This is a genomic window from Streptomyces sp. NPDC050546 (assembly GCF_044457425.1).
GTDB lineage: Bacteria > Actinomycetota > Actinomycetes > Streptomycetales > Streptomycetaceae > Streptomyces.
Window position 1 is genome coordinate 122,972 of the sequence record NZ_JBITGX010000013.1, and the last position, 22,118, is coordinate 145,089.

19 protein-coding genes are annotated in these 22,118 nt (G+C 67.4%); 14 read left to right on the plus strand and 5 right to left on the minus strand.

Translation table 11 applies throughout. The annotated features are described in order from the left end of the window. Positions 1–1,077: 1,077 nt before the first annotated feature. On the plus strand, positions 1,078–2,856 hold the full coding sequence (locus ACIBK5_RS29820; protein ID WP_399024237.1) for a hypothetical protein: 1,779 nt from the start codon (positions 1,078–1,080) through the stop codon (positions 2,854–2,856). A gap of 446 nt (positions 2,857–3,302) precedes the next feature. Here ACIBK5_RS29820 and ACIBK5_RS29825 read toward each other — a convergent pair whose 3' ends face one another. Beyond that, on the minus strand, positions 3,303–4,484 hold the full coding sequence (locus ACIBK5_RS29825; protein WP_399024239.1) for a hypothetical protein: 1,182 nt from the start codon (positions 4,482–4,484) through the stop codon (positions 3,303–3,305). Between the two features lie 807 nt (positions 4,485–5,291). On the opposite strand from ACIBK5_RS29825, the gene ACIBK5_RS29830 reads away from it, so the two are divergent. After that, on the plus strand, positions 5,292–5,711 hold the full coding sequence (locus ACIBK5_RS29830) for a hypothetical protein (protein WP_399024241.1): 420 nt from the start codon (positions 5,292–5,294) through the stop codon (positions 5,709–5,711). Positions 5,712–5,734: 23 nt separating this feature from the next. Beyond that, on the plus strand, positions 5,735–6,760 hold the full coding sequence (locus ACIBK5_RS29835) for a hypothetical protein (protein ID WP_399024243.1): 1,026 nt from the start codon (positions 5,735–5,737) through the stop codon (positions 6,758–6,760). Positions 6,761–7,163: 403 nt separating this feature from the next. Here the strand turns inward: ACIBK5_RS29835 and ACIBK5_RS29840 are convergent, their stop codons facing one another. Then, positions 7,164–7,421 (minus strand): hypothetical protein, encoded by a 258-nt coding sequence (locus ACIBK5_RS29840; RefSeq protein ID WP_399024245.1) that lies wholly within the window; start codon positions 7,419–7,421, stop codon positions 7,164–7,166. Between the two features lie 106 nt (positions 7,422–7,527). On the opposite strand from ACIBK5_RS29840, the gene ACIBK5_RS29845 reads away from it, so the two are divergent. From ACIBK5_RS29845 to ACIBK5_RS29855, 3 genes are all read left to right on the plus strand, one after another. Continuing rightward, on the plus strand, positions 7,528–8,124 hold the full coding sequence (locus ACIBK5_RS29845; RefSeq protein ID WP_399024247.1) for a TetR/AcrR family transcriptional regulator: 597 nt from the start codon (positions 7,528–7,530) through the stop codon (positions 8,122–8,124). A 135-nt stretch (positions 8,125–8,259) separates the two neighbouring features. After that, complete coding sequence (locus ACIBK5_RS29850; protein WP_399024249.1) at positions 8,260–8,766, plus strand: Asp23/Gls24 family envelope stress response protein; 507 nt, start codon at positions 8,260–8,262, stop codon at positions 8,764–8,766. A gap of 336 nt (positions 8,767–9,102) precedes the next feature. After that, positions 9,103–10,926, plus strand: coding sequence for a hypothetical protein (locus ACIBK5_RS29855; RefSeq protein WP_399024251.1), 1,824 nt, complete (start codon positions 9,103–9,105; stop codon positions 10,924–10,926). A gap of 5 nt (positions 10,927–10,931) precedes the next feature. Here ACIBK5_RS29855 and ACIBK5_RS29860 read toward each other — a convergent pair whose 3' ends face one another. Continuing rightward, entirely contained in the window at positions 10,932–11,969 is a 1,038-nt protein-coding gene (locus ACIBK5_RS29860; protein ID WP_399024464.1) for a Ku protein, read from the minus strand. 54 nt (positions 11,970–12,023) lie between these two features. Between ACIBK5_RS29860 and ligD the strand changes: the two genes are divergently transcribed. Then, entirely contained in the window at positions 12,024–12,905 is an 882-nt protein-coding gene (gene ligD, locus ACIBK5_RS29865; RefSeq protein ID WP_399024253.1) for a non-homologous end-joining DNA ligase, read from the plus strand. Positions 12,906–13,162: 257 nt separating this feature from the next. Here the strand turns inward: ligD and ACIBK5_RS29870 are convergent, their stop codons facing one another. Continuing rightward, a complete protein-coding gene (locus tag ACIBK5_RS29870; protein WP_399024255.1) occupies positions 13,163–13,966 on the minus strand; it encodes a nuclease-related domain-containing protein in 804 nt (267 codons plus the stop codon). A 111-nt stretch (positions 13,967–14,077) separates the two neighbouring features. Between ACIBK5_RS29870 and ACIBK5_RS29875 the strand changes: the two genes are divergently transcribed. The 7 genes from ACIBK5_RS29875 to ACIBK5_RS29905 all read left to right on the plus strand — a co-directional run bounded on the left by ACIBK5_RS29875 (position 14,078) and on the right by ACIBK5_RS29905 (position 20,908). Continuing rightward, positions 14,078–14,581 (plus strand): dual specificity protein phosphatase family protein, encoded by a 504-nt coding sequence (locus ACIBK5_RS29875; RefSeq protein WP_399024257.1) that lies wholly within the window; start codon positions 14,078–14,080, stop codon positions 14,579–14,581. Positions 14,582–14,908: 327 nt separating this feature from the next. Continuing rightward, entirely contained in the window at positions 14,909–15,583 is a 675-nt protein-coding gene (locus tag ACIBK5_RS29880; RefSeq protein WP_399024466.1) for a hypothetical protein, read from the plus strand. Further along, positions 15,580–16,857 carry an ATP-binding protein gene (locus ACIBK5_RS29885; protein WP_399024259.1) on the plus strand — a complete coding sequence of 426 codons (1,278 nt, stop codon included), beginning with the start codon at positions 15,580–15,582 and terminating at the stop codon, positions 16,855–16,857. The genes ACIBK5_RS29880 and ACIBK5_RS29885 overlap by 4 nt, the downstream gene beginning before the upstream one ends. A 191-nt stretch (positions 16,858–17,048) precedes the next feature. Beyond that, positions 17,049–17,465, plus strand: a complete 417-nt coding sequence (locus tag ACIBK5_RS29890; RefSeq protein ID WP_399024261.1) for an SH3 domain-containing protein — start codon at positions 17,049–17,051, stop codon at positions 17,463–17,465. A gap of 52 nt (positions 17,466–17,517) precedes the next feature. Next, positions 17,518–18,882 (plus strand): FtsW/RodA/SpoVE family cell cycle protein, encoded by a 1,365-nt coding sequence (locus ACIBK5_RS29895; RefSeq protein ID WP_399024263.1) that lies wholly within the window; start codon positions 17,518–17,520, stop codon positions 18,880–18,882. Further along, positions 18,879–20,357, plus strand: a complete 1,479-nt coding sequence (locus tag ACIBK5_RS29900; RefSeq protein ID WP_399024265.1) for a penicillin-binding transpeptidase domain-containing protein — start codon at positions 18,879–18,881, stop codon at positions 20,355–20,357. Before ACIBK5_RS29895 ends, ACIBK5_RS29900 begins: the two co-directional genes overlap by 4 nt. A gap of 44 nt (positions 20,358–20,401) precedes the next feature. Continuing rightward, the gene (locus ACIBK5_RS29905; RefSeq protein ID WP_399024267.1) at positions 20,402–20,908 is read left to right on the plus strand and encodes a DUF3291 domain-containing protein; all 507 of its coding nucleotides are present in this window, start codon (positions 20,402–20,404) and stop codon (positions 20,906–20,908) included. Between the two features lie 44 nt (positions 20,909–20,952). Here ACIBK5_RS29905 and ACIBK5_RS29910 read toward each other — a convergent pair whose 3' ends face one another. Beyond that, complete coding sequence (locus ACIBK5_RS29910) at positions 20,953–22,065, minus strand: ferritin-like domain-containing protein (RefSeq protein ID WP_399024269.1); 1,113 nt, start codon at positions 22,063–22,065, stop codon at positions 20,953–20,955. Between the last annotated feature and the right edge of the window lie 53 nt (positions 22,066–22,118).

Sequence of the window (22,118 nt, forward strand, 5' to 3'; positions counted from 1 at the left end):
ACCAGCCCCGCCCCCCCCCCTCCGACACCCCTAGGCCCCCGGTCTCCCGGCCCGCCCACCCCGCGGCCGGCCCCCCCCGCCCGCGGCCTGCCTCCTGTCTGCGCCCCGGCTGGCCGCGCCCGGCGGCGCGCTGGCGAGCTGCGGGTACGAAGTGGGAGACACCCTCTGTGGCTGGGGCGGTCGGCTCCACGGCTTTAGGCAGCCACTTTGGGGCGAGCCTCTAAGATCATGGCCCCAACGTCGTGCTTTAACGGGCAGATCCACAGACTGCCCGACTCGCCGGAAGCTTACGGGGCCATGATCACTCGCCCCAAAGCAGCTCCAGCCCAAAGCCGCTCCGCCGACCTCAATGATCCGGCAGACTATGTCGTTGGGGGAAGCCGGCTCGTGCTAGGGCCGCTTCAGACCGTGGGAGGGCCTGTGTCAGTAGCAATGAAGCGCAGTCTTGCGGGTGGGGTAGCAGTGGTGATCGCCGCCGCAATAGGCCTTGTAACAAACATCGCTACGGACCGGCCAAGCATTGCTTGGTGGGTAGCGCTAGGGGCCTTGCTTGTAATCGGTGTCGGAACTCAAATATGGCTAACGAGTAGTGAATTCCAGCAGGCAAGCATAACCGCCATGGGTGCAGGTAGCGTAGCCGTAGGCGGTTCCGCTCACGGGTCGATTAGTACGCGAATACGCGGGGTATCGCAATCAAGCCCGCCAGCAAGTACCCAAGAGGGGATAAATGCTCAAGGTCCCGGCAGTATCGCCATCGGCGGAGAAGCGAAAGGTGATTTAACTACCGATACCGAAGACGCATAGCAGGGATGGGGGCAGAAAGTGCGTCAAAAGAAGGTCACCGCAACCGGGGACGCGGCAGTAGCAGTGGGCGGAGATGTTACTGCCCCGATCATCACTAACCCTGAGATTCACATACAACTAGAGGGGCCGCCTAGTTTTAAGCCGACCGAATGGCCCAAGGTTCACGAAGTTGACGCACTTAAACTAGGAGTGCATAGATCTCGCACAGTCAATCACCGCCCACCACTACCGCCATACGTGCTCCGTGATGCGGATCGAGAAGTAGCAGAACGAATGAAGTATGTTGCCATTCACGGCGGCATGGCACTGCTGACGGGAGACTCTACCTCAGGAAAAAGCAGGACGGCAGTTCATGGAATTCAGCGCTGCATGTCAGACCACACAATTTACGCACCTGTTCGCGGAACGAAACTAGCCGAACTTCCAAGGTTCTTGAGGGACTCCCCTGCGGCACCCTTCGTTATTTGGTTGGACGACCTTGAGGGTTTTCTTGGAGATCACGGATTGAATCCGGCCCTACTGCATGATTTGGAAGGAATGAATGTCGCAATCGTAGCCACAATGCGGGACGACCTATTTGAAATGTACGCAAACTCCCGAGGCCTCAGAGCGTCTGATAGGGAAAGTTCTTCTCGGCAGATTGGAAATCGCCTACTGCGAACGGTGGAGCCAATCTTTATTGAGCGAATATGGAGTGACCGCGAGGTGGCTCGAGCTTCAAAAACTGGCGATGAGAGGCTATCCGATGCAGTGAAGCATAGTGACACATACGGTGTTGCCGAGTACTTGGCCGCCGGCCCCACCCTGCTGGAGGAGTGGCAGAGAGCACAACGCGTAGGGGGACACCCTCGAGGGGCTGCCCTCGTTCAGGCGAGTGTAGACCTGGCTCGGGCTGGTTTCAGTGGTGCTGTAGATATCGACGTCCTCAAAGAGCTGCATAGAGAATATCTAGGCAGCTCAACACTGAGGCCTGAATCTTGGGATGAGGCCGAGACCTGGGCCACGGAAGTCCGATATGGCATCTCTGGGCTGCTGATACCAGGCGAAGAGTATGAGGGCATGTGGCGTGCGTTCGACTACCTTTCAGACGCGGTATCTCGCACTACAAGAGACAGGTCGGATGTCCCTGACTTCATATGGAGAGAAGCCCTAAATCTTTGCCCCGACGATGACGACCGTTGGCTCATAGGAATGCACGCCTATATGGCCGGGCGGGATGAGTATGCAATAGCAGCCTGGGAACCGTTAGCGGCGGACGGCAATGGAAGCGCAGCCGCTAACCTGGCAGCGATCTATAAAGACATGGGCGACATCAGGTCTGCAAGTTACTGGCGGCAAGTGGAATTTCAAGACGAATTCCACTCCACTGTCTTGCCGTACGATCCAGCCAATTCCCTGTATGACCCGGAAACGGGAAAGATTGCCATAGGCAATTTTCGAGACGGGCGACGGGTAGAGATTGAGCTGCATCAACACAACGTTGGTGTGCGTCACGGAATCATCGCCGGGGAAAGGGGGATCGGCAAAAGTAACAACCTGTCGATAATTTTGCTCGGCGCACTGTCGAGCTCTAGGTACTGCCTATTTCTCATCGACTGGTCGCCCGAACAGAAGCACTTTCATCCGTTCACGGAGAACGGTGCGGCTTTTAAGTACTCGCGTGGCGACCTAGAAACCACACTAGAAATCTTGTCGGCAGTCGATCGGGTTATCAAGGCAAGGATCAAGAATGGGGGGTATATAAATCCCAGCACTGAAAAGCCCGGGCTTCTCGTCGCCATTGAGGAAGCGCACCTTCTGTTTAAGGTGAGCAGCCAAGCTAGATCTCTGTGTCTGAGAATCATTCGCAATGGAGGGCCTGTGGGCGTTAGCCTTTTTATTACTGTGCCCGATGCGTCGTTAACTAGCTTCGGGGGAAGCGAAGAACTTCGAAAGGAAATGACCAAAGAGGAGAGTATTGCGCTGTACATGGGGACTGGGGACGGGCTTCGGATGCTGCGCGAAGCCCAGAAGGCACAGGGTAACGGGGAATTTGAGGACCCGTATGAGTGACGATTGATAGGCGGACCAGCCGTGGGCTCAGACTTCGGGACGAAGAGGTCGCAACCACGTGGCGGTGGTCGCGACACCTGGGTTCCCTGGGCCGTCCCTGGGCCGTCCGAGGCCGACCAACGCCGACAGACGGCACCCACAGGTGACCACCCCCACCCCGCTCCGGCCTGGGCTCCCGGCGATGATCTGCCACACTGGGTGGGTTATGCCTAAGTGCGTGACAACGCCGACGAACACCAGCGGACGAGCACGAACGTCTCCGGACTGGCAGTACACGTGAATGGCGTACCGGCCCAAGGCTCCAGCCTCATCCAGTGGGGGACGAAGAGGTCATCGGTACTGCCGAGGGAATCACCGAAGCTGACTGATCCGCCCCTTTTATGGGAACTGTTACGGCGGCAACGACTGTTTGCAGCAGCGGCCAACGCGACGAGCGGCCGGATTCGCTAGTCAGGCCATATAAGTTCGGGTATGGAATTAGCAACCCAGACACTTGGATCGTGGGTGCTGGAATGTTCCCTGAACCAGAGCGGAAGCGTGGGAATCTCGTGGATTCTTGCATCAGAAAATCGCTGCCGTATAGGTGGTTTCTTTATCCTGATAATTCGATTCAGACAGTCAAGCATCAATACATTTTCCCAATGAATTCTGAGTGACTTAACTTCGTCGACATTATCCCAATTTGGTTCATAGTCGAGCGCAGGCGTGCTCAAGAGTATGATATTCCGAGCTTTGGCTCCGAACTGTGTAGCCATCAAAGCTATGCCCCCACCGTAACTGTGTCCTATGATTGTGTCGAACTTCCTAATGTTACGGTCTCTTTGGAACCCCGCCAGCGACCTGGCTGCCATCCGTCGAACTTTGGCGTCGAGCTCGCCGCTCCAGCTCCACGGACACTCGTCATTGATTAGATTCGACTTCGGTCCATTTGCGAGATATTCATAGAACACGCCCCGAGGGCGCCACCAGTCCCCTTTGTATGCACGGGTTCCGTGAACGATAATCGACGCCCGACCGCGCTGTCGGTCCCTTCGGGTGCGGCCAGAAGATCCGGCAATCGGCTGCGGCCCCGCCGCTCCAGTGACAGTGAGGGCCATTTCGCGAATGGCAGGATCTGGATTCCAGGAAGCCTGCTTCAGGATTGACTCGACGAGTTGCGCCTCACTTTTTGGGAAATAGAATATGAGCTCATCGGTACTCCTTAGAGGGTGGAGGCTGGCTGCGGCGGCGGTGCGAACGACAGGGTGTGGATGCTTCAAACACGCCCGCATCAGGGATAGCGCGGCCGAGGGGTCACCTTTGATGTATGAGGAGTATAGATTTTCTAGTTTGGCGCTGTGCTCCGGAATGAGCAGGGGTTCATCTTGATCGACACTCAGATCACTAAAATCGAGATAGTGGGAACTCTCAGTAAAGCAATCGACCAGCTCCTTGAGATCTTTGACCTCATTGTCTGGTAGCTCCATGAGTGCCATATCATCAGGAGCTTCACGCAGGCATTCGGATCCGCCGCATAGTTGAAGTGCAAGCCCTATTATTCGGCCAGCCAGCGTCCAGGTAGAAGCTTCCTCAAGAAGGCGGAAGGGGGTGGCGCCGGGTTCTGGCGTCTCAATGGGCTTGTCTGCCATGGCGCTGACCATCCTTCTCAGAGCCAAGTAGTCCAGCCATGTGTGCACCTACTCCTATGATAGGAGGCTAAGAGGAGAGGCGCATTTTGCAGGTCTGCATGGTGGTAGGGCATCCGATCCGGAGGACCCAGGTCGTACGCTCCTGTGGCAGTTGTGGCAAGGGGCCCGCAGACTGACCGCTGACATCGTCAATGTGGTCAGCGAAGCTGGCTCCCAGGAGACTGCCCTTCAGGCTGCTGAGGGCTAGGACAGTCCAGGGCCCGTTGCTGACATCGACAGAAGCACACAACCTGGTACGGAGGCACACCACCGCGGAGGGGGCGAACCACCGAAACCTACGCAGGCCACCGCGACACCCTCACCGCCCGCCACAGCCTCGCCCGCGCCCGTGATGCTGCGGCAGTCGTACAGCAACCGGATACGGCAACCCCAGCAACCGTCGCCGGCCTTCAACCCCCTTCAGACGCTGCCGAGTGACCGGTATGACCCTCCCCGACCGATCTCTACAAAGCTACAGATCAAAAGGCTCCTGACATCTACGGCTGACATCAGCGACATCGAACGAGGGCGTACACCAGCACCTCTGTCCGGCAGTCGCACGAGTCGACGGCCGCAGCCGGAGCGAGCTCGGATCGAACTCCTAAAGCGGTGGTCAGGCGTGGCTGTTCATGGGGGTGCGGAGCCACCGGGCCAGCTCGGTGAAGTCGTGATCTGTAATAAGTACCCGACAACAACTCCGATTGTTCTCGGTAATGTTGGCGCGGCATCAGTTCCGGCTCCTGCCGGACCGATAGGAAGGCTGGCCGCGTGACGAACATCGACTTGCCGGTACCGACGATCCCGGGAGCGTCCACGATCGAAGAGGCGTGGGCCAAGCTGCCAGGCTACCTCGCCGCCATCGGCGGCTACGACCTGTGGAGCGTCGAGATGCTGGTGCGCTTCGATGGAGCGCAGCGGGCCGGATCGCGGATCATCGAGCGGATTGAACGTCAGTTGGCCGCGAACAACGTCGGCCACCTTCCCGCCCGGCTTCCAACGGACAGCAACTGCCGAGTGCTCCTCTACAGCAGGGACCAGCCGAACCTCGGCTTCGTCCTCCGCCTGGTCCACGAACTGGCCACTCAGGATGTCGACGACAACACGAACGCGTCGGTCCACCAGTTGAAAGTGCTGCTGGACGGCCACGCGCAGTTGCAGCGGTCCATCGGACGGGTCGAGGGCCGTTGAGGAGCGACGACCAGGCGCTTGAGGTGACTGAGGACCGGTCCGCTCCATCTGCTCGGCTCAACCCTCGTCCTGACCTGGATTTCACCCCGGTCCGCAACGGCATGGACTACCTGGACCGCGCGGTTGCCGGCCTCACCGAGGGAACTACGCCTCCGAGTGATCGAGAGCTGAAGTACGCCGTGCTCCACCTTCAGGCGGCAACCGAGGTCCTACTCAAAGCCCGTCTCATCGGAGAACACTGGAGCCTGGTATTCAAGAGGATCGCCGATGCGGACTTTGAGAAGTTCAAGGATGGCGATTTCGAGAGCTGCGGCACCGATGATGCGATCGACAGGCTTTCCAAGATCGCACGGGTCGAGATACCGGAGAAGGCTCGTCAAGCCATCACTAAGCTCGCGAAAGACCGCAATGCCTTAATGCATTACGGACTCACGGGGTCCGCGTACGTCGTTGAGGCCAGAACCGCGCAGGTTCTTGACTTCCTGCTGGAATTCATCAACCGTGAGCTGCGGCCCACGCTGGATCGTAAATTCGATCAGACATTCCATGAGGGTGGTTTCAAGGCGCCCGTGACACCGCAGATGGTCAACGACTGGCTCGAATCTCCCCAGATGCTGAGCGCCCAGCGAGAATTGCAGGCAGTTGACCACACGATGGCTGAGCTGCGGTTGAAGCTGGGCCGCATCGAGAAGCTAGTCGACAAGCGCATGAAGGACCTGGCTGGTGAGCTAGGCCCTGTGAAGGACCTCACGGTTCATTGCCCAGATTGCCGACAAATGGCGTTGGTCGTGCACGATGACGCAGTGGACCCAGAACCGGTTGTCTGTCGATTCTGTCTACGTGAATTCATCGACCCCGAGACGGCGGCCGTTGAATACATCTGGCGCGTCGCTGGTGAGGACAATGGTCAGCTGGAAGAATGTCCTGTCTGCAAGAATGACTGCCTGGTGTTGGGTGTCGTCACAGTAGCGGATACGACTGAGGAAATCGGCCTCTGCTTCAGCTGTAGCGCGAGCTTCGATGTCCATAGTGCAACGGAGGACCAGTGATGAGCACGGGCACCCTGCGTGAAGTGGATCCCCAAGGGCTGGGCCGCGGTCGAGGGCACGGAGGCGAGCACTTCTGGCAGGCCCCTGCGGTTGCCGAACTCGAGGCCCGCGGCGCGCACCAGTCGCCGACCGCAGTCGAAGCGGCGCGGGACGAATTCCTTAACGGTGCTCAGTGGTCGTGGCCCATCTGTGGACTTCCCCCACCTGATCTGCCATGTGCAGGGCCGTGACCTGCTGCGTTGCCCGAGACTCAAGGGGCCTCCGGAGCCGTGTGCGCAGGTTCGAATCCTGCCGGGGGCACTTCGCTTTCGATCAGCGTAATCAGGCAGTTGATCAGCGTAGGTGCCTTGCACAAAGAGCGGGACCCAGTGGGACTGGGTTCCGCTCTTCGTCGTTGTCGGGTTCAGTGCGCCTGGCGCTTCGCGAACCGGCGGCGGGCCGCTGTCGCCAGCAGGGCCGTGCCCGCGCAGCCGACCAGGAGAGTCCCCCACTCGGGTGCGTGGGCCGCCCGCAACAGGCCGGCGACGCCGAAGCTCGTGTTCCAGCCGGCCTCCGTGATGGCCGAGCCGAAGCCCTGGACGGTCAGGATGGCGCCGAAGAGCCAGAGTAAGCCCTGACCTGAGCTGGTGTTCGACTTCTTGGACTGCTGCTGCTTCGGCATTGCTGGGCCCTTCCAAGTGGACGCGGTTTTTTCGATGCGGTCGCATCACATCGTGCAGCGTCAGCGGTTACGATGCAACTGCATCGGAAAATGGGAGGAGCCGAGCTTGCCCCGACAGGTCGACTACGAGGAGCGGCGGTCGCGGATCGCCGAGGCGGTCTGTGCCCTGATCGCGCGTTCCGGGATGGAGACCGTGAGCCTCCGGGACGTCGCCACCGAGGCTGGCGTGTCCATGGGGGCCGTCCAGCGGTGTTTCCGCACCAAGGAAGACATGATGCTCTTCGCGCTCGAGCACGTCTCGCAGCGCGTCGGTGAGCGCGCCGAGCAGCGCATCGCCGCGGCCTCCACCCCGCAGGCGGCGTCCACGTTGCTGTCACACACCCTGGCCGAACTCGCCCTGCTGGACGAGGCGTCGAAGACCGAGGCGCATGTCTGGCTGGCCTTCGTCAGCCGGGCCCCGGCCGGCGAGCGGCTGCCCGCCGTCCTGCGCGACACCTACGGCAAGCTCCATGACCTCATCGTGTGGCTCATCCGTTACGGCCAGGACACGCAGGAGATCCCGGAACACCTCGACGCCGTCGAGGAGGCGCACGCTCTTCTCGCCCTGGCCGACGGACTCACCGTCCACGTCCTCGCGGGGCACCACTCCCCCGAGGCCGCACTGGCTGTCCTCCAGCGCCACGTCGACCGTCTGCTGCGATGAGGGGCATCGGGAGACCCGGAGGACCCGGGGGCCTTGGCGGGTTTCCATCACTTTCGCCCCATACGCACCGTTGTTCTACCGTAGATAGGAACGACGCTGCTCATACCCCCGCACCCAGTCATCGAGGTGACGGTCATGACGGAGACCACTCAGCGCAGGAACACCGCTCCCGGTACCAGGACGGGAAAGCAGGACGGGGCCACGGCGCCGCAGGGCGGCAGGGGGAGCGGGACTGCCCCTGATGCCCGTGGGAGCACCGCGATCGCGGACACGGTCGTGGCGAAGATCGCGGGTATGGCCGCCCGGGAGATTCCGGAGGTGCACAACCTCGGTGGAGGGATGACCAGGGCCTTCGGGGCCGTGCGCCAGCGCGTGCCCGGTGGGGGCAGTGGGGTCACCCAGGGCGTGAAGGTGGAGGTCGGCGAGCGCCAGGCCGCCGTCGATCTCGATCTCGTCGTCGAGTACGGCGCCGCCATCGCCGACACCGCCGCGGATGTCCGGACCAACGTCGTCAACGCGGTGGAGCGGATGACCGGCCTGGAGGTCGTGGAGGTCAACATCGCCGTCGACGACGTACATCTGCCGGACGAGGAGGAGGGCGAGTCCGAGGAGCAGCAGGAGGGGCAGCGGCGCGTGGCCTGAGAGCAGGGGCGCGTGGCCTGAAAGGGTCCGGTTCCCGTTCGGTTCCGCTTGGCTCCGCTCGGTCCGCTTGGTTCCGCTCGGTGCGCCTCCGTTCGGCTCTGATCGGTCCGCTTGGCTCCGTTCGGCTCTGATCGGTCCGCTTGGTTCCGCCTGGTTCAGGTCCTTTTCCGGGGCGTCGCGAGCGTGGCGCCCCGTGTGCCGTGGTAGGGCCAGGCTGTAAGCGTTTACTGGGGGCCGTAGCTTCCGTACGCCAGTATTGACGGGTCCTCAGCTCGGTGCTTCCATCACGGCTGTGAAAGCGCTTAACCACCGGACCTCGAAGGAGGCAGAGTTGTCATGCGCATGAGAATCCCCTCGGCAGTCGCGACAGTCCTGGCCGTCTGCGCCACGTTCACCGTCGCCGTCGCCGGTGCGAGTCCCGCCCCGTCGGTGAAGGCCGCACGTGTGATGGAGGACCTCGGCCGCGGGGTCGTGGCGGTGCGGGCCGGCAGTGGCCAGGTCCTCGTCTCCTGGCGGCTGCTGGGGCTCGACCCGGAGGGCATCGGGTTCAACGTGTACCGGTCCACGGCCGGTGGCGCGTACGTCAAGCTCAACTCCGGTGCGCTGACCGGCGGAACGAACTACACCGACACCACGGCCGATCTGACGCGCGCCAACAGCTACCGCGTGGCCCCGGTCGTCGGCGGGCAGGAGCAGGCGCCCAGCGGTGCCTTCGCGCTGACGGCCGGCCATGCCGTGGAGCCCGTGGTGCGGGTGCCGTTACGGTCCGGTGGCGCGGTGAAGTTCGTGTGGGTCGGCGACCTCGACGGCGACGGGGAGTACGACTACGTCGTCGACCGGCAGACCTCCCCGCAGAAGCTGGAGGCGTACAGCGGTGACGGCGCGTTCCTGTGGGAGGTCGATCTGGGGCCGAACAGCCGGAACCAGGACAACATCGAGCCGGGGTCGTCCGCGATCGACGTGGGCCACTGGGACGGCGTCACGGTCTACGACTTCGACAGCGACGGCCGCGCGGAGGTCGCCCTGCGGGTCGCCGACGGGGTCAGGTTCGGCGACGGGACGACCTGGACGCACGAGAACGACGCGCGCCAGTTCATGGCCGTGCTCGACGGCCGGACCGGGGCGCTCCGCAACTGGTCCGCCGTTCCGACGACCTATCTGGCCGACGGCCCGATGGCCGCGCGGCTCGGGGTGGCGTATCTCAACGGCAGGACGCCCAGCCTGGTCGCCTACATGAAGAACCGGCGTGACGACGGGGCCTTCAACCTGATGATGGGCGCCTGGAAGTTCGACGGCGACTCACTGGACCGCCAGTGGACATGGCAGCGCGGCGGCCAGGACGCGCCCGACGGGCACAACACGCGCGCGATCGACGTCGACGGCGACGGGACGGACGAGGTCGCCGAGATCGGGTTCGTCCTCAACGGCAACGGCTCGCTGCGCTACTCCATGGCGCCCCAGGGCATCATCCACGGCGACCGCTTCCACCTCGCCGACCTGGACCCGGGACGTCCGGGCCTGGAGGGCTACGGCGTGCAGCAGGACAACCCGAGCGGGCTGCTGGAGTACTACTACGACGCCGCGAACGGCAACGTGATCTGGCGGCACGGCGGCGGGCCCGGCGACGTGGGGCGCGGTATGGCGGGCGACGTCGACCCGCGTTTCGCCGGCATGGAGGTCTGGTCCTTCTCCGGCCTGTACAACGCGTCCACGAACCGGCTCACCGAGCCGGACACCTCGCTGCGCCCCTGGCCGCAGCTGGGGCTGTGGTGGGACGGGGACCTCACCATGGAACTGCTCAACGACGGCAAGATCGAGAAGTGGGATCCGGCCCGCCCGGCGCCGAGCGGCAGCCTGCCCCGGCTCGTCAGCACCTGGAACCACGGCGCGGTCAAGGCCGCCCAGGGCGGCCCCACGCTCGTCGGCGACATTCTCGGCGACTGGCGCGAGGAGGCCGTGTACACCAACGCGTCCTACGACGAGCTGATCATCTTCACCACCAACCAGCCGACGAGCCACCGGCTGTACACCCTGGCCCACAACCCGGCCTACCGGAACGCCATGACGTTCAAGGGGTACATGCAGTCCCACCACGTCGACTACTTCCTCGGGGCCGGTATGAGCAGGCCACCGCGGCCTGACATCGCGTACGCGCCCTGAGGTGGTCAGGCCGTGCGCTTGCGTGAGGCCGACTTCTTCGCCGTCGTCTTCTTCGCGGTGCTCTTCGCCGCCGTCTTCTTCGCGGCCTGGCCCGACTGCCCCGACTTCGCCGTGGACTTCTTGGCCGCTGCCGTCTTCTTGGCCGCCGTCTTCTTCGCCGTCGACGTCGACTTCTTGCCGCCGGTCTGCTGGGGGGCGGCGCGGGCCGTCTTGCGTTGCGGGAGCGACTTGACCTCGGCGTGGTCGTCGGCCTCCTCGCCCCGGGACTCCCGGGCCGCGCGGACGCTGCTCTCCAGGGCCGCCATCAGGTCCAGGACCTTGCCGCCCGTCGCCGGTTCCGGGGCCTGGCGCGGGGTCTCACCGGCGGCCTTCGCGGCGATGACCTCCTCCACGGCCTCGCGGTACTCGTCGCGCAGATCCTCCAGGTCGACCTCGCCCAGGGTGTCCATCAGTGCGTCAGCCAGGTCCAGTTCCTGGTCGCGGACCGTGACGTTCGTGTCGGGGGCCACGCCCTCGGGGGCGCGGACCTCGTCCGGCCACAGCAGACCGTGCATCGCGATGGCCTCGCCGACCACCCGGAGCATGCCCAGGCGTTCCCGGCCGCGCAGGGCGAACTTCGCGATCGCCACCTTGTTGCTGCGCTTCAGGGCCTCACGGAGAAGGGTGTACGGCTTGGCCGCGGGGGCGCCGCTCGCCTGGAGGTAGTACGCGGCGTCCATCTGGAGCGGATCGATCCGGTCGCCCGGGACGAAGGCCACGATCTCGATCGTCTTGGCCGTGGGGATGGGCAGGCTGGAGAGGTCCTCCTCGGTGATCGGGATGATCGTGCCGTCCGCGTCCTCGTAGCCCTTGCCGATCTCCGCCTGGGTGACCTCGCGGTCCTCCAGCTCGCAGAACTTGCGGTAGCGGACGCGACCGCCGTCCTCGGTGTGGATCTGGCGGAAGGAGATCGAGTGGCTCTCGGTGGCGTTCACCAGCTTGATCGGGATGCTGACCAGCCCGAACGAGATGGCGCCGTTCCAGATGGATCTCACGTGCAGCACCCTTCCGGTCACTCTCGGGAGTGTTCGTCCTGGTTCGCGTGGGATTCTTATCGTATGGCGCCTATCACAGTGGTGGAGGGGCGACGGCTCGCGCTCAGCAATCTGGAGAAGGTGCTGTATCCCGCCACCGGCTTCACCAAGGGCGAGGTGCTGCACTACTACGCGACCGTCGCCGAGGTCCTGCTGCCCCATCTGCGCGATCGTGCGGTGTCCTTCCTGCGGTATCCGGACGGGCCTGAGGGGCAGGTCTTCTTCACGAAGAACGTGCCGCCGGGTACGCCCGAGTGGGTCACCACCGCCGAGGTGCCGCGGGTCGAGGGGCCCTCGCGGATGGTCCTGGTGCAGGACCTGCCGAGCCTGATGTGGGCGGCCAACCTCGTCACCGAGTTCCACACCCACCAGTGGCTCGTCGATACGCCGGACGAGGCCGACCGGATCGTCTTCGACCTCGATCCGGGGGCGCCGGCGAGCATCGTGCAGTGCTGCGAGGTCGCGCTGTGGCTGCGGGAACGGCTCGCGGACGACGGCATCGAGGCCTACGCCAAGACCTCCGGCTCGAAGGGGCTGCATCTGCTCGCCGCCGTGCGCGGGGCCTCCTCCGAGCGGGTGTCCGATTACGCCAAGGAGCTGGCCGTCGAGGCGGAGAAGGCCATGCCGCGGCTCGCGCTGCACCGGATGACACGGAGCCTGCGGCCGGGAAAGGTCTTCGTCGACTGGAGCCAGAACGCCGCCCGCAAGACCACGGCGACCCCCTACACCCTCCGGGCCCGCCCCGAGCCGACCGTCTCGGCCCCCGTGACCTGGGAGGAGATCGAGCAGTGCGGCGCGCCCGGCCGGCTGGACTTCGAGGCGGGGGATCTTGCCTCACGGCTGCGGGAATTCGGCGATCTGCTGGCGCCGCTGCTGGATCCGGGGCGGGCCGGGGCGCTGCCGTAGTCGTACGGTCGCGGGATCGGGCGCTCGCTGCCGCCGTCGTACGGTCGCGGGGTCGGGCCATGGGACATGCGCTCGGGGCGGGCGAATCGGCCGTGCGGCCGGGCCGCTTGACCAGCCGGCCGGGCAGCTCGGGCCGTGTGGCCAGGCCGCTTGCCCGGCCGGCCGGGCAGGTCTCCGGGCGACATGGGCCGAGTGCCCGTCTCGGTGCGCGGTGGCGCTCGGTGAGGGCAACCGCGCCACCCCCGCCCGCGGCACCCTCACACCCTCGTCCAGGTCCTCCGGTCCCGGGCCATCGCGTGCAGGGCCTCCACGTCCGCCGGTTTCAGGACGGCGCCGTGGTCGGCCAGGGCCTGGACATCCGTGTCCGTCAGGATGCGGAGCTCGCGGGGCGGCGTCGGGAGCGACACGGTCGTGGGGCCCAGCAGGGCGAGTACGGGGTGCACCTCCGCCGTCAGGGCGTAGGAGGCGCGGTCGGCGTCGGTGCGGACGCGGCGGAGCAGGGGGTGGGGTTCGCGGCGGCCCAGGGTGACCATGGGGTCGGCGACCGTCACGCGGTGCTTGCGCGCGTAGAGGGTGTGCACGGCGTACAGGCCGCCGGGGCCGATCAGCAGGTGGTGGATACGGCTGCCGCCGGGGAGCGGGACGGAGTGCAGGGTGTGCCAGCCCGCGCCGTCCAGGGCGTCCAGGGCGTCCCCTACCGTCTGCTCGGCCGTCAGGGCCCGGCGGCGTGGGTCGGGGCGGAGCCGGTGGGCCGGGCCGGGGTCTCGGTCGAGGGCGACCATGAGGGCCTCGCCGGGGCGGTTCGGGGCCAGGTCGTCGTCGGGGTGAAGGGCCAGGCGGGCGAGTTCGGCGGGGGTCGGCACCGGGGGCGGCCCCACCGTCACCGGGCCGGTGATGAAGGGCCCGAGGGCCCGGAGCACGTCGTCCTCGCGGTCCGCGCCGAGCAGGTTGACCCGGGCCGCCTCACGGTCGTACCAGGCGATGTTCCTGCCGTCCGGGAGGCAGACGTAGAGCCGTTCCTGGCCGTGCCGCCGGGCCGGTATGACGCGCAGTCCGTCCATGCACCATCACCCCCGACCATGGGAACAGGCGGGGTGCTGCGGGGGCAAGAACCCGGCTACCTTTGAGAGGAGTTGGGCAGGCCCCCGGGCGGTGGTGGTGGGGAGGCTTTGTTGCGTACCCGCAGGAAACCCGATGTGCCGGCTCCGGAGAGCCCGTGGAGCGAGGTGGTCCCCGGACTGTGGATGGGCGGCCACGAGTACACGGGCACCCTGGGCCATCCGGAGTTCGTCGTCGTACGGGACGAGTTCGACCTCGTGCAGACGCTGCTGCGGCTGCCCGGACACGGCCCCGATCCGGGCGTCCGGCACCACGTCTGGCCCATTCCCGACGGGCCGCTCGACGGGACGCAGCTCGCCGGGGTGATCCGGCTGGCCGAGGCGGCGTGCGAGGCACTGGACGAGGGCCGCAGGGTCCTCGTTCGCTGTTACCACGGGTACAACCGCTCAGGACTTGTCGTCGCGCACGCGCTGATGCGCCGGGGCGACTCCGCCGAGACGGCGATCAGGCTGATCCGGGACCGCCGCTCGCCCTGGGCGCTGCACAACGAACTGTTCGTCGAGTACCTGCGGGCCGGGCTGGCCACGGCCCGGCTGCTGGAGGAACTCACCGAGTAGGACGGCACAGAACCAGCACAGCACCCGGCCGGTGCGGCGGCAAACGGGCTCCCTCGCGCGCAAATAGGACTTCCCCGCGAATAAGGTGTACCGGGCCGGCGGGGTCGTGCCCGAGCCGCGTGATCACCCTCGAACCGCAGGAGTGCAGTGCCCCTCAGCCGCCCCGGAGGCCTTCCCGGAAGCCGACCCGGCCTAGCCCCCTGCCTGCCTCACGCCCCCCGCCGCCCCGGTCACGCCGCCCGCCGCGCCGCCGTCGCCGCGCGCCGCCCCGGTCACGCCGCCCGCCGCGCCGCCGTCGCCGCCCGCCGCGCCGTCGTCGTCGCCCTCCTGCTGGCGACCGCCGCGGGCTGCGGGGACGCCGGAGGGCTCGAGGGCGCCGGGTCGACGCCGACAGCGGTCGGTCCGGCCCGGCTCTGGCCGGAGCAGACCCCCGCGTCCAGCCCGGCCTTCGAGATCGGCGAGGTGAACACCGAGGTGGTCAAGGGCGTCAAGGTCCCCGCCGGTGACGACATCCACGGCGTGGACCCGGTCGCGGTCGTCCGGGCCGAGATCGCCGCGAGTCCCGGCGACTACGACGGCGGCAAGGCGCCGTACCGGGACACGGCCGGCCGTATGACCGGCTGCGGCAAGGGCCCCGGGCAGGGACGGTGCCCGGTCCTCAAGCCCTACTACCGGGACCTGACCGGCGACGGGCGCGACGATCTGACGCTGGGTTTCCGGCTGCTGCCCGGCAAGACGACCGCGGTGCGCGTCTACACCGTGGAGAAGCACCGGCTGGTGCAGGTGATGTCGTGGGAGGACGCGCTGAGCGGTGTGGAGCTGGCCGGGCGTTCCCTGGTCATCCGCTCGCCGTCCGAGGTGGCCGGGTACGAGTACCGCCTCCAGTGGACCTGGGACCGCGACCAGCGGGCCATGCTCCTCACCCACGACGAGATGCTGCGCACCGGCCCGCGGAAGCATTCCCGCCACCCGTCCGCCTCCCCCTCGGCGAGCAACGGATGAGACCCACGCTCCCCCAGTGGTCGGGGACGCTCGCCGTGAAGGCCGCCGCCTTCATCACGGTGATGTGCTGCGCGCTGGCCGCCCTGCTCGGCGTCCTGGTGCATGTGCAGGTGACCGACCAGACCGTCGGCCAGGCGCGCGACCAGGCGTTGCAGCGGCTGGAGCAGGCGACGGAGCGGTACGAGGCCGGGGACCCGCTGCGGCGGGGCGCCGCGCTGGATCCCTCGGAGCTGCCCCGCGAGCTGCGGGACCTCGCGGTGGCCGGTGACCGGGGCACGATGGTGGCAGACCGCGAGGGGCGCCCCACCATGTGGGCGGCGGGACCGGCCGACGGCGGACGGGCCCTGGCCGTGGCGGTGGACTACTCGCAGCAGGCGCGGACCATCGCCGGCCTCGACCGGGCGATCCTGTGGTCCTCGGGTCTGGCGATCGGGGCGACGCTGCTGGTCGGCGCGTTCGCGGTCACGCGGGTGACGCGGCGGCTGCACACCACGGCGCGGGTGGCCCGGCGGATCAGCGCGGGCGATCTGGACGCGCGCGTGAACGACCCTCGTACCGCCGCCCGAGCGGACCTGCCCGCCAAGGTTCCGGCGCGCCCTCAGGACGAGGTGGCCGCGGTCGCCGCCGCGCTGGACTCCATGGCGTCGTCGCTGCAGGGCAAGCTGCTGGCCGAGCAGCGGTTCACGGCGGACGTGGCCCATGAGCTGCGCACGCCGCTGACCGGACTGCACGCCGCGGCCGAACTGCTGCCGCCGGGCCGCCCGACGGAACTGGTGCGGGACCGGGTCGCTGCACTGCGCACACTCACCGAGGACCTGCTGGAGATCTCCCGGCTGGACACCGGGCGGGAGCTGCTGGAGCTGGACACGGAGCAGTTGGGGCCGCTGGCCGAGCGGGCGGTGCGGGCCACGGGGAACGGGAACGGCACGGAGGTCAGGGTCGTACGGGATGTGTCCGTGGAGACGGACCGGCGGCGGCTGGAGCGGGTGCTCGGGAATCTCGTGGCGAACGCGCACAAGCACGGCCGTGGGCCGGTCGTACTGACCGTGGACGGTCCGGTGGTGACGGTTCGCGATCACGGGGACGGTTTTCCGGACTACCTGGTGGCGCACGGTCCGCAGCGGTTCCGCACGGAGGGCGGGACCAGGGGGCACGGGCTGGGGCTGACCATCGCGCTGGGGCAGGCCGAGGTGCTGGGCGCGCGACTGGGCTTCGCGAACGCGCCGGACGGCGGGGCGGTGGCGACGCTGGCACTGGCGGCAGAGGCGCACTAGAGCTCGGGGCTGCGGATCGTCGGCGTCCGCGCGTCACGTGTGGCTGGTCGCGCAGTTCCCCGCGCCCCTTCCGGGCGAGCCCCTGCTGCCTTCCTCCTATGGCCCACTGTGGCGGGCGGGGCCCTGAGGGCGCTCCTAATGTGGCGATTAGTCAGCTTCGGTCCTTCCGCCCCCACATGGAGGTACTCCCCATGTCTCTGCGCTCCCGCCTCTCCATAGCCACCGCCGCCGCACTCCTCGCCGCCGCTGTCGCCGTCACGCCCGCCGTCGCGGACGACGAGTGGGACACGACGGGTGACACCACGATGGGCGCCGGCACGATGGGCTCCGGCACGATGGGCGGCGCCGGACACCACCGCCCCGACGACGACCGGCGCTTCTACCGGGGCGTCGTCACGGCGAACACGCTGGCGCTGCGCAGCGCCCCGAACCGCGGCTCGCGGATCATCCGGTTCGCCCACCGGGGCGACATCGTCAAGATCTTCTGCAAGGCCCCCGGCCAGACCGTGCAGGGCAACCCGCTCTGGTACCTGCTGGCGGACGGCACCTGGGCCTGGGGCGCGGCCCGCTTCATCGACAACATCGGCCCCGCGCCACGCTGGTGCTGACACTCGGTCACCCAAACACACACAAGACGCACCGTTTGGGTAGGTTCCGGACATGAGCAAGGCCGGAATCACCGTGGCGACGGCGGACCCTCCCGCGTCCGCCGTCCGCCCCCTCCCCCGGCGCCGTGGCATCGAGCTCGCCCTCATCGTCGTGGCCGTACTGCTGTCCGTGTACGGCTACTGCGACGTGGGCCTCGCCCAGCACGGCACCCTCCCGCCCGGTGCCGCCGGCTACGGCGCCGGACTCGGCGTCCTCGCGCTGCTGGCGCATCTGGCGGTACGGCTGCGGGCCCCCCACGCCGACCCCCTCCTCCTCCCCATCGGCGTGCTGCTCAACGGGCTCGGCCTGGTGCTCATCTACCGGCTCGACCTGGAGACCCCGGGCGACCGGGCGGCACCGGCCCAACTGGTGTGGTCGACGCTGGGCGTGACGCTGTTCATCCTGGTCGTCCTGCTGCTGCGCGACCACCGGGTGCTCCAGCGCTACACCTACGTCTGCGTCGTCGCCGTGCTCGTCCTGCTCACCCTGCCGATCCTGTTCCCGGCGGTGAACGGGGCCCGCATCTGGATCAGGATCGCCGGGTTCTCGATCCAGCCCGGCGAGTTCGCGAAGGTGCTGCTGGCGGTGTTCTTCGCCGCGTACCTGGCCGCGAACCGCAACGCCCTCGCGTACACCGGCCGCCGCGTCTGGAGGTTCCAGTTCCCCACCGGCCGGGTGCTCGGCCCGATCGTCGCCGTCTGGCTGGTCAGCGTCGGCGTGCTGATCCTGGAGCGGGACCTCGGTACGTCGCTGCTCTTCTTCGGCCTGTTCGTCGTCCTCCTCTACGTCGCCACGGGCCGCACCGGCTGGATCGCCGTAGGACTGTTGCTGGCCGCGCTGGGCGCGGCCGCCGTCGGCCGGCTCGAGCCGCATGTGCACAGCAGGATCGAGACGTGGCTGCATCCGTTCACCTCGGTCGAGGCGGGCGAGGGCCCGAACCAGCTCGCCCAGTCCCTGTTCGCCTTCGCGGAGGGCGGCTTCCTCGGCACGGGCCTGGGCCTCGGCCACTCGGTCCTCATCGGCTTCGCCGTGAAATCGGACTTCATTCTGGCCACGGCGGGCGAGGAACTGGGACTGGCGGGCCTGTCGGCCATCTTCGTCCTCTACGGCCTGCTGGTGGAGCGCGGGTTCCGGGCGGGTCTCGCGCTGCGGGAGCCCTTCGGCCGGCTGCTCGCGGTCGGCCTCGCCTCGCTCGTGGCGCTCCAGGTGTTCGTGATCGCGGGCGGGGTGACCGGCCTGATCCCGCTGACCGGCATGGCGATGCCGTTCCTGGCGCAGGGCGGTTCGTCGGTGGTCACCAACTGGGCGATCGTGGCGCTGCTGGTCCGGGTGAGCGACTCGGCCCGGCGTCAGCACGACGGGCAGGAGACCCCATGACCCGGCACATCCGGCACGCCGGCCTCTTCTGCGCCGTGCTGCTGGTGGCCCTGCTGCTGAACGCCGCCCGCGTCCAGGTCGTCCAGGCCCCGCTGTACGACGGCCACCCCGCCAACCGCCGTCCGGAGATCTCCCGTTACGAGCAGCCGCGCGGGAACATCCTGGTGGGCGGGCGGCCCGTCACCGGCTCGCAGGACACCCGTGAACACCTGCGCTACGAGCGGACCTACGCCGACGGCCCGATGTACGCGCCGGTCACCGGCTTCGCCTCGCAGCTGTACGGCACGACGCTCCTGGAGCACACCGAGGACGGCGTCCTGTCCGGCTCGCACCCGATGCTCGCGCCGTTCCCGCTGTGGAACGACTTCACGCGTGCGCGCAACGCCGGCGGGGACGTCGTGACGACGCTCGCCCCGGCGGCACAACGGGCGGCATACCAGGGGCTCGCCGGGCGCAAGGGCGCGGTGGCGGCCCTGGAGCCGTCGACCGGCCGGATCCTGGCCCTGGTGTCCGCCCCGTCCTACGACCCCCAGCCGCTGTCCGGGAACGGGGCTGCGGCGGCCCGGGCCTGGAAGCGGCTGAACGCCGACCGGGACCGGCCGATGCTCAACCGGGCGGTACGCCAGACGTATCCGCCGGGTTCGACCTTCAAGATCGTCACCTTGGCCGCCGCGCTGGACGCCGGCCTGGTCACGGACCTCGACAAGCCGACCGACTCCCCCGACCCCTACCGGCTGCCCAGTACGAGGACGCGGCTGTCGAACTACGCGAAGGGCTGCGCGGACGCCTCCGTGCGTGAGGCGTTCGTCTTCTCCTGCAACACGGTGTTCGCGCAGCTGGGCGTGGAGGTGGGCGTGCCGGGGATGACGGCGGCGGCCCGGGCCTTCGGCTTCAACGACACGGCGCTCCGTATCCCCTTCTCCGTGGCACGGTCCACCTTCGACACCTCCCTCGACAAGGCACAGCTCGCGCTGTCGTCGATCGGCCAGTACAACACCCGCGCCACCCCGCTGCAGATGGCGATGGTGGCGGCGGCCGTGGCGAACGGCGGACAGGTGCGGGAGCCCTATCTGGTGGAGCGCACGACCCGGCCGGGCGGCAGCACACTCGCGACCGCCGGCTCGCGCGCGATCCGCCAGGCGATGTCCCCCGCGACCGCGGCTCGGCTGCGCGGGCTGATGCGGGGTGTGGTCAGGGGCGGCACCGGACGAAACGCCGCGATCCGCGGTGCCACCGTGGGCGGCAAGACCGGCACCGCCCAGCACGGCGTCGGCAACTCCGGCACACCGTACGCCTGGTTCGTCTCCTGGGCGCAGGGCGGTCGCGATCTGCAGCCGCGGGTGGCGGTCGCGGTCGTCGTGGAGGACGCGGACGCGGACCGCGGGGAGATCAGCGGGGGCGGCGACGCGGCGCCGATCGCGCGGGCGGTGATGGAGGCGGTGCTGAAGTCCAGGGACCGGCTGCCCGGTTCCTGAGACGGCCCTACCGCGTGAGCAGACGCCCGACCTACCGTTCGGTCATGACTTCTGCCGCCGCCTTCGAACTCGCCCAGGTCAACATCGCCCGCCTCAAAGCCCCTCTGGACTCCCCGCAGTTGAAGGACTTCGTCGACGCCCTGGACCCCGTGAACGCGGACGCCGACGCCGCCGAGGGTTTCGTGTGGCGGTTGCAGGGCGAAACCGGCGACGCGACGGACGTGCTCGTCTTCGGTGACTCCTGGCTGATCATCAACATGTCGGTGTGGCGGGACACGGACGCGCTCACGGCGTTCATGTACCAGGGCAGGCACCGGGAGATGCTCGCCCGCCGCCGCGAGTGGTTCGAGCGGGTCCAGGAGGCGATGGTGGCGATGTGGTGGGTCCCGGCGGGCCACCGCCCGACCGTCGCCGAGGCCGAATCCCGCCTCCTCCACCTCCGCACCCACGGCCCGACCCCGTACGCCTTCACCCTGCGCACGTCGTACCCGCCCCAGGGGGCGACGCCCCCGCTGGGCGAGGTACCGGAGGGGCTGGGCTGCTCGGTCTAGCGGCGGCGGTCGAGGGCGGTGAGGCCGATGCCGATGCCGCGTGATCAGCCGTCGAGTCGCTGACCGGCCGCGATCGCCCCCTCCACCTCAGCGACCCGCTCCCGCTCCTCCACCGCGAACCGCTCGGCGTCCAGCTTCTCGGCGATCTCCTCGTCCTGGGACATCAGCAGGTCGAGGTCGGAGTCGCCCATGTCCAGGACGCCCATGTCGACGTAGGCCTGCTGGAGGCGTTTGCCCCACAGGCCGATGTCCTTGACGCAGGGGACGATGCGGCTGAAGAGGAGCTTGCGGAACAGGGCGAGGAACTCGGACTGCTCGCTGCAGGCCTCGGCCTCGGCCTTCGGGATGCCGAAGTTCTCCAGCACCTCCACGCCGCGCAGCCGGTCGCGCATGAGATAGCAGCCCTCGATGACGAACTCCTCGCGTTCCCTCAGCTCGGCGTCGGTGAGCTGCCGGTAGTAGTCCCTGAGCGCCATCCGCCCGAAGGCCACATGCCGGGCCTCGTCCTGCATGACGTACGCGAGGATCTGCTGGGGCAGCGGCTTGTCCGTCGTGTCCCTGATCATGCCGAAGGCGGCCAGCGCCAGGCCTTCGATCAGCACCTGCATGCCCAGGTACGGCATGTCCCAGCGCGAGTCGCGCAGCGTGTCGCCCAGCAGGGACTGGAGGTTGTCGTTGATCGGGTACAGCAGCCCGACCTTCTCGTGCAGGAACCGGCCGTAGATCTCGGCGTGCCGGGCCTCGTCCATCGTCTGGGTCGCCGAGTAGAACTTCGCGTCCAGATCAGGGACGGACTCGACGATCCGGGCGGCACAGATCATCGCGCCCTGCTCACCGTGCAGAAACTGGCTGAACTGCCAGGAGGCGTAGTGCAGGCGCAGCTCGCCCTTGTCCTTCTCCGTCAGCTTCGCCCAGTGCCTGGTCCCGTAGAGGGACATCGCCTCATCCGGAGTCCCCAGCGGATCGTAAGGATCCACCTCCAGCTCCCAGTCGATGCGCTTCTGGCCGTCCCACTGCTTGTCCTTGCCCTTCTGATAGAGGGCCAGGAGCCGGTCACGGCCGTCGTCATAATCCCAGTTGAAACGGGCCGCGCCGCCAGCCGGCACCTGCCATACGGACTCTTCCGGTTCCTCGGCGTACAGGTCGAAGGTCGGCATGCCTCGCAGGTTCCTACGCGGTAGACGCCGCGTCAACAAGTGGCGCACAGGGG

What these genes read in the sequence shown, in the direction of transcription:
- ACIBK5_RS29820 (WP_399024237.1), top strand. Translation starts at nt 1,078, where the DNA reads ATGAAGTATGTTGCCATTCACGGCGGCATGGCACTGCTGACGGGAGAC.
- ACIBK5_RS29825 (WP_399024239.1), bottom strand. Translation starts at nt 4,484, where the DNA reads ATGGCAGACAAGCCCATTGAGACGCCAGAACCCGGCGCCACCCCCTTC.
- ACIBK5_RS29840 (WP_399024245.1), bottom strand. Translation starts at nt 7,421, where the DNA reads ATGCCGAAGCAGCAGCAGTCCAAGAAGTCGAACACCAGCTCAGGTCAG.
- ACIBK5_RS29850 (WP_399024249.1), top strand. Translation starts at nt 8,260, where the DNA reads ATGACGGAGACCACTCAGCGCAGGAACACCGCTCCCGGTACCAGGACG.
- ACIBK5_RS29855 (WP_399024251.1), top strand. Translation starts at nt 9,103, where the DNA reads ATGCGCATGAGAATCCCCTCGGCAGTCGCGACAGTCCTGGCCGTCTGC.
- ligD (WP_399024253.1), top strand. Translation starts at nt 12,024, where the DNA reads ATGGCGCCTATCACAGTGGTGGAGGGGCGACGGCTCGCGCTCAGCAAT.
- ACIBK5_RS29870 (WP_399024255.1), bottom strand. Translation starts at nt 13,966, where the DNA reads ATGGACGGACTGCGCGTCATACCGGCCCGGCGGCACGGCCAGGAACGG.
- ACIBK5_RS29885 (WP_399024259.1), top strand. Translation starts at nt 15,580, where the DNA reads ATGAGACCCACGCTCCCCCAGTGGTCGGGGACGCTCGCCGTGAAGGCC.
- ACIBK5_RS29890 (WP_399024261.1), top strand. Translation starts at nt 17,049, where the DNA reads ATGTCTCTGCGCTCCCGCCTCTCCATAGCCACCGCCGCCGCACTCCTC.
- ACIBK5_RS29895 (WP_399024263.1), top strand. Translation starts at nt 17,518, where the DNA reads ATGAGCAAGGCCGGAATCACCGTGGCGACGGCGGACCCTCCCGCGTCC.
- ACIBK5_RS29900 (WP_399024265.1), top strand. Translation starts at nt 18,879, where the DNA reads ATGACCCGGCACATCCGGCACGCCGGCCTCTTCTGCGCCGTGCTGCTG.
- ACIBK5_RS29905 (WP_399024267.1), top strand. Translation starts at nt 20,402, where the DNA reads ATGACTTCTGCCGCCGCCTTCGAACTCGCCCAGGTCAACATCGCCCGC.
- ACIBK5_RS29910 (WP_399024269.1), bottom strand. Translation starts at nt 22,065, where the DNA reads ATGCCGACCTTCGACCTGTACGCCGAGGAACCGGAAGAGTCCGTATGG.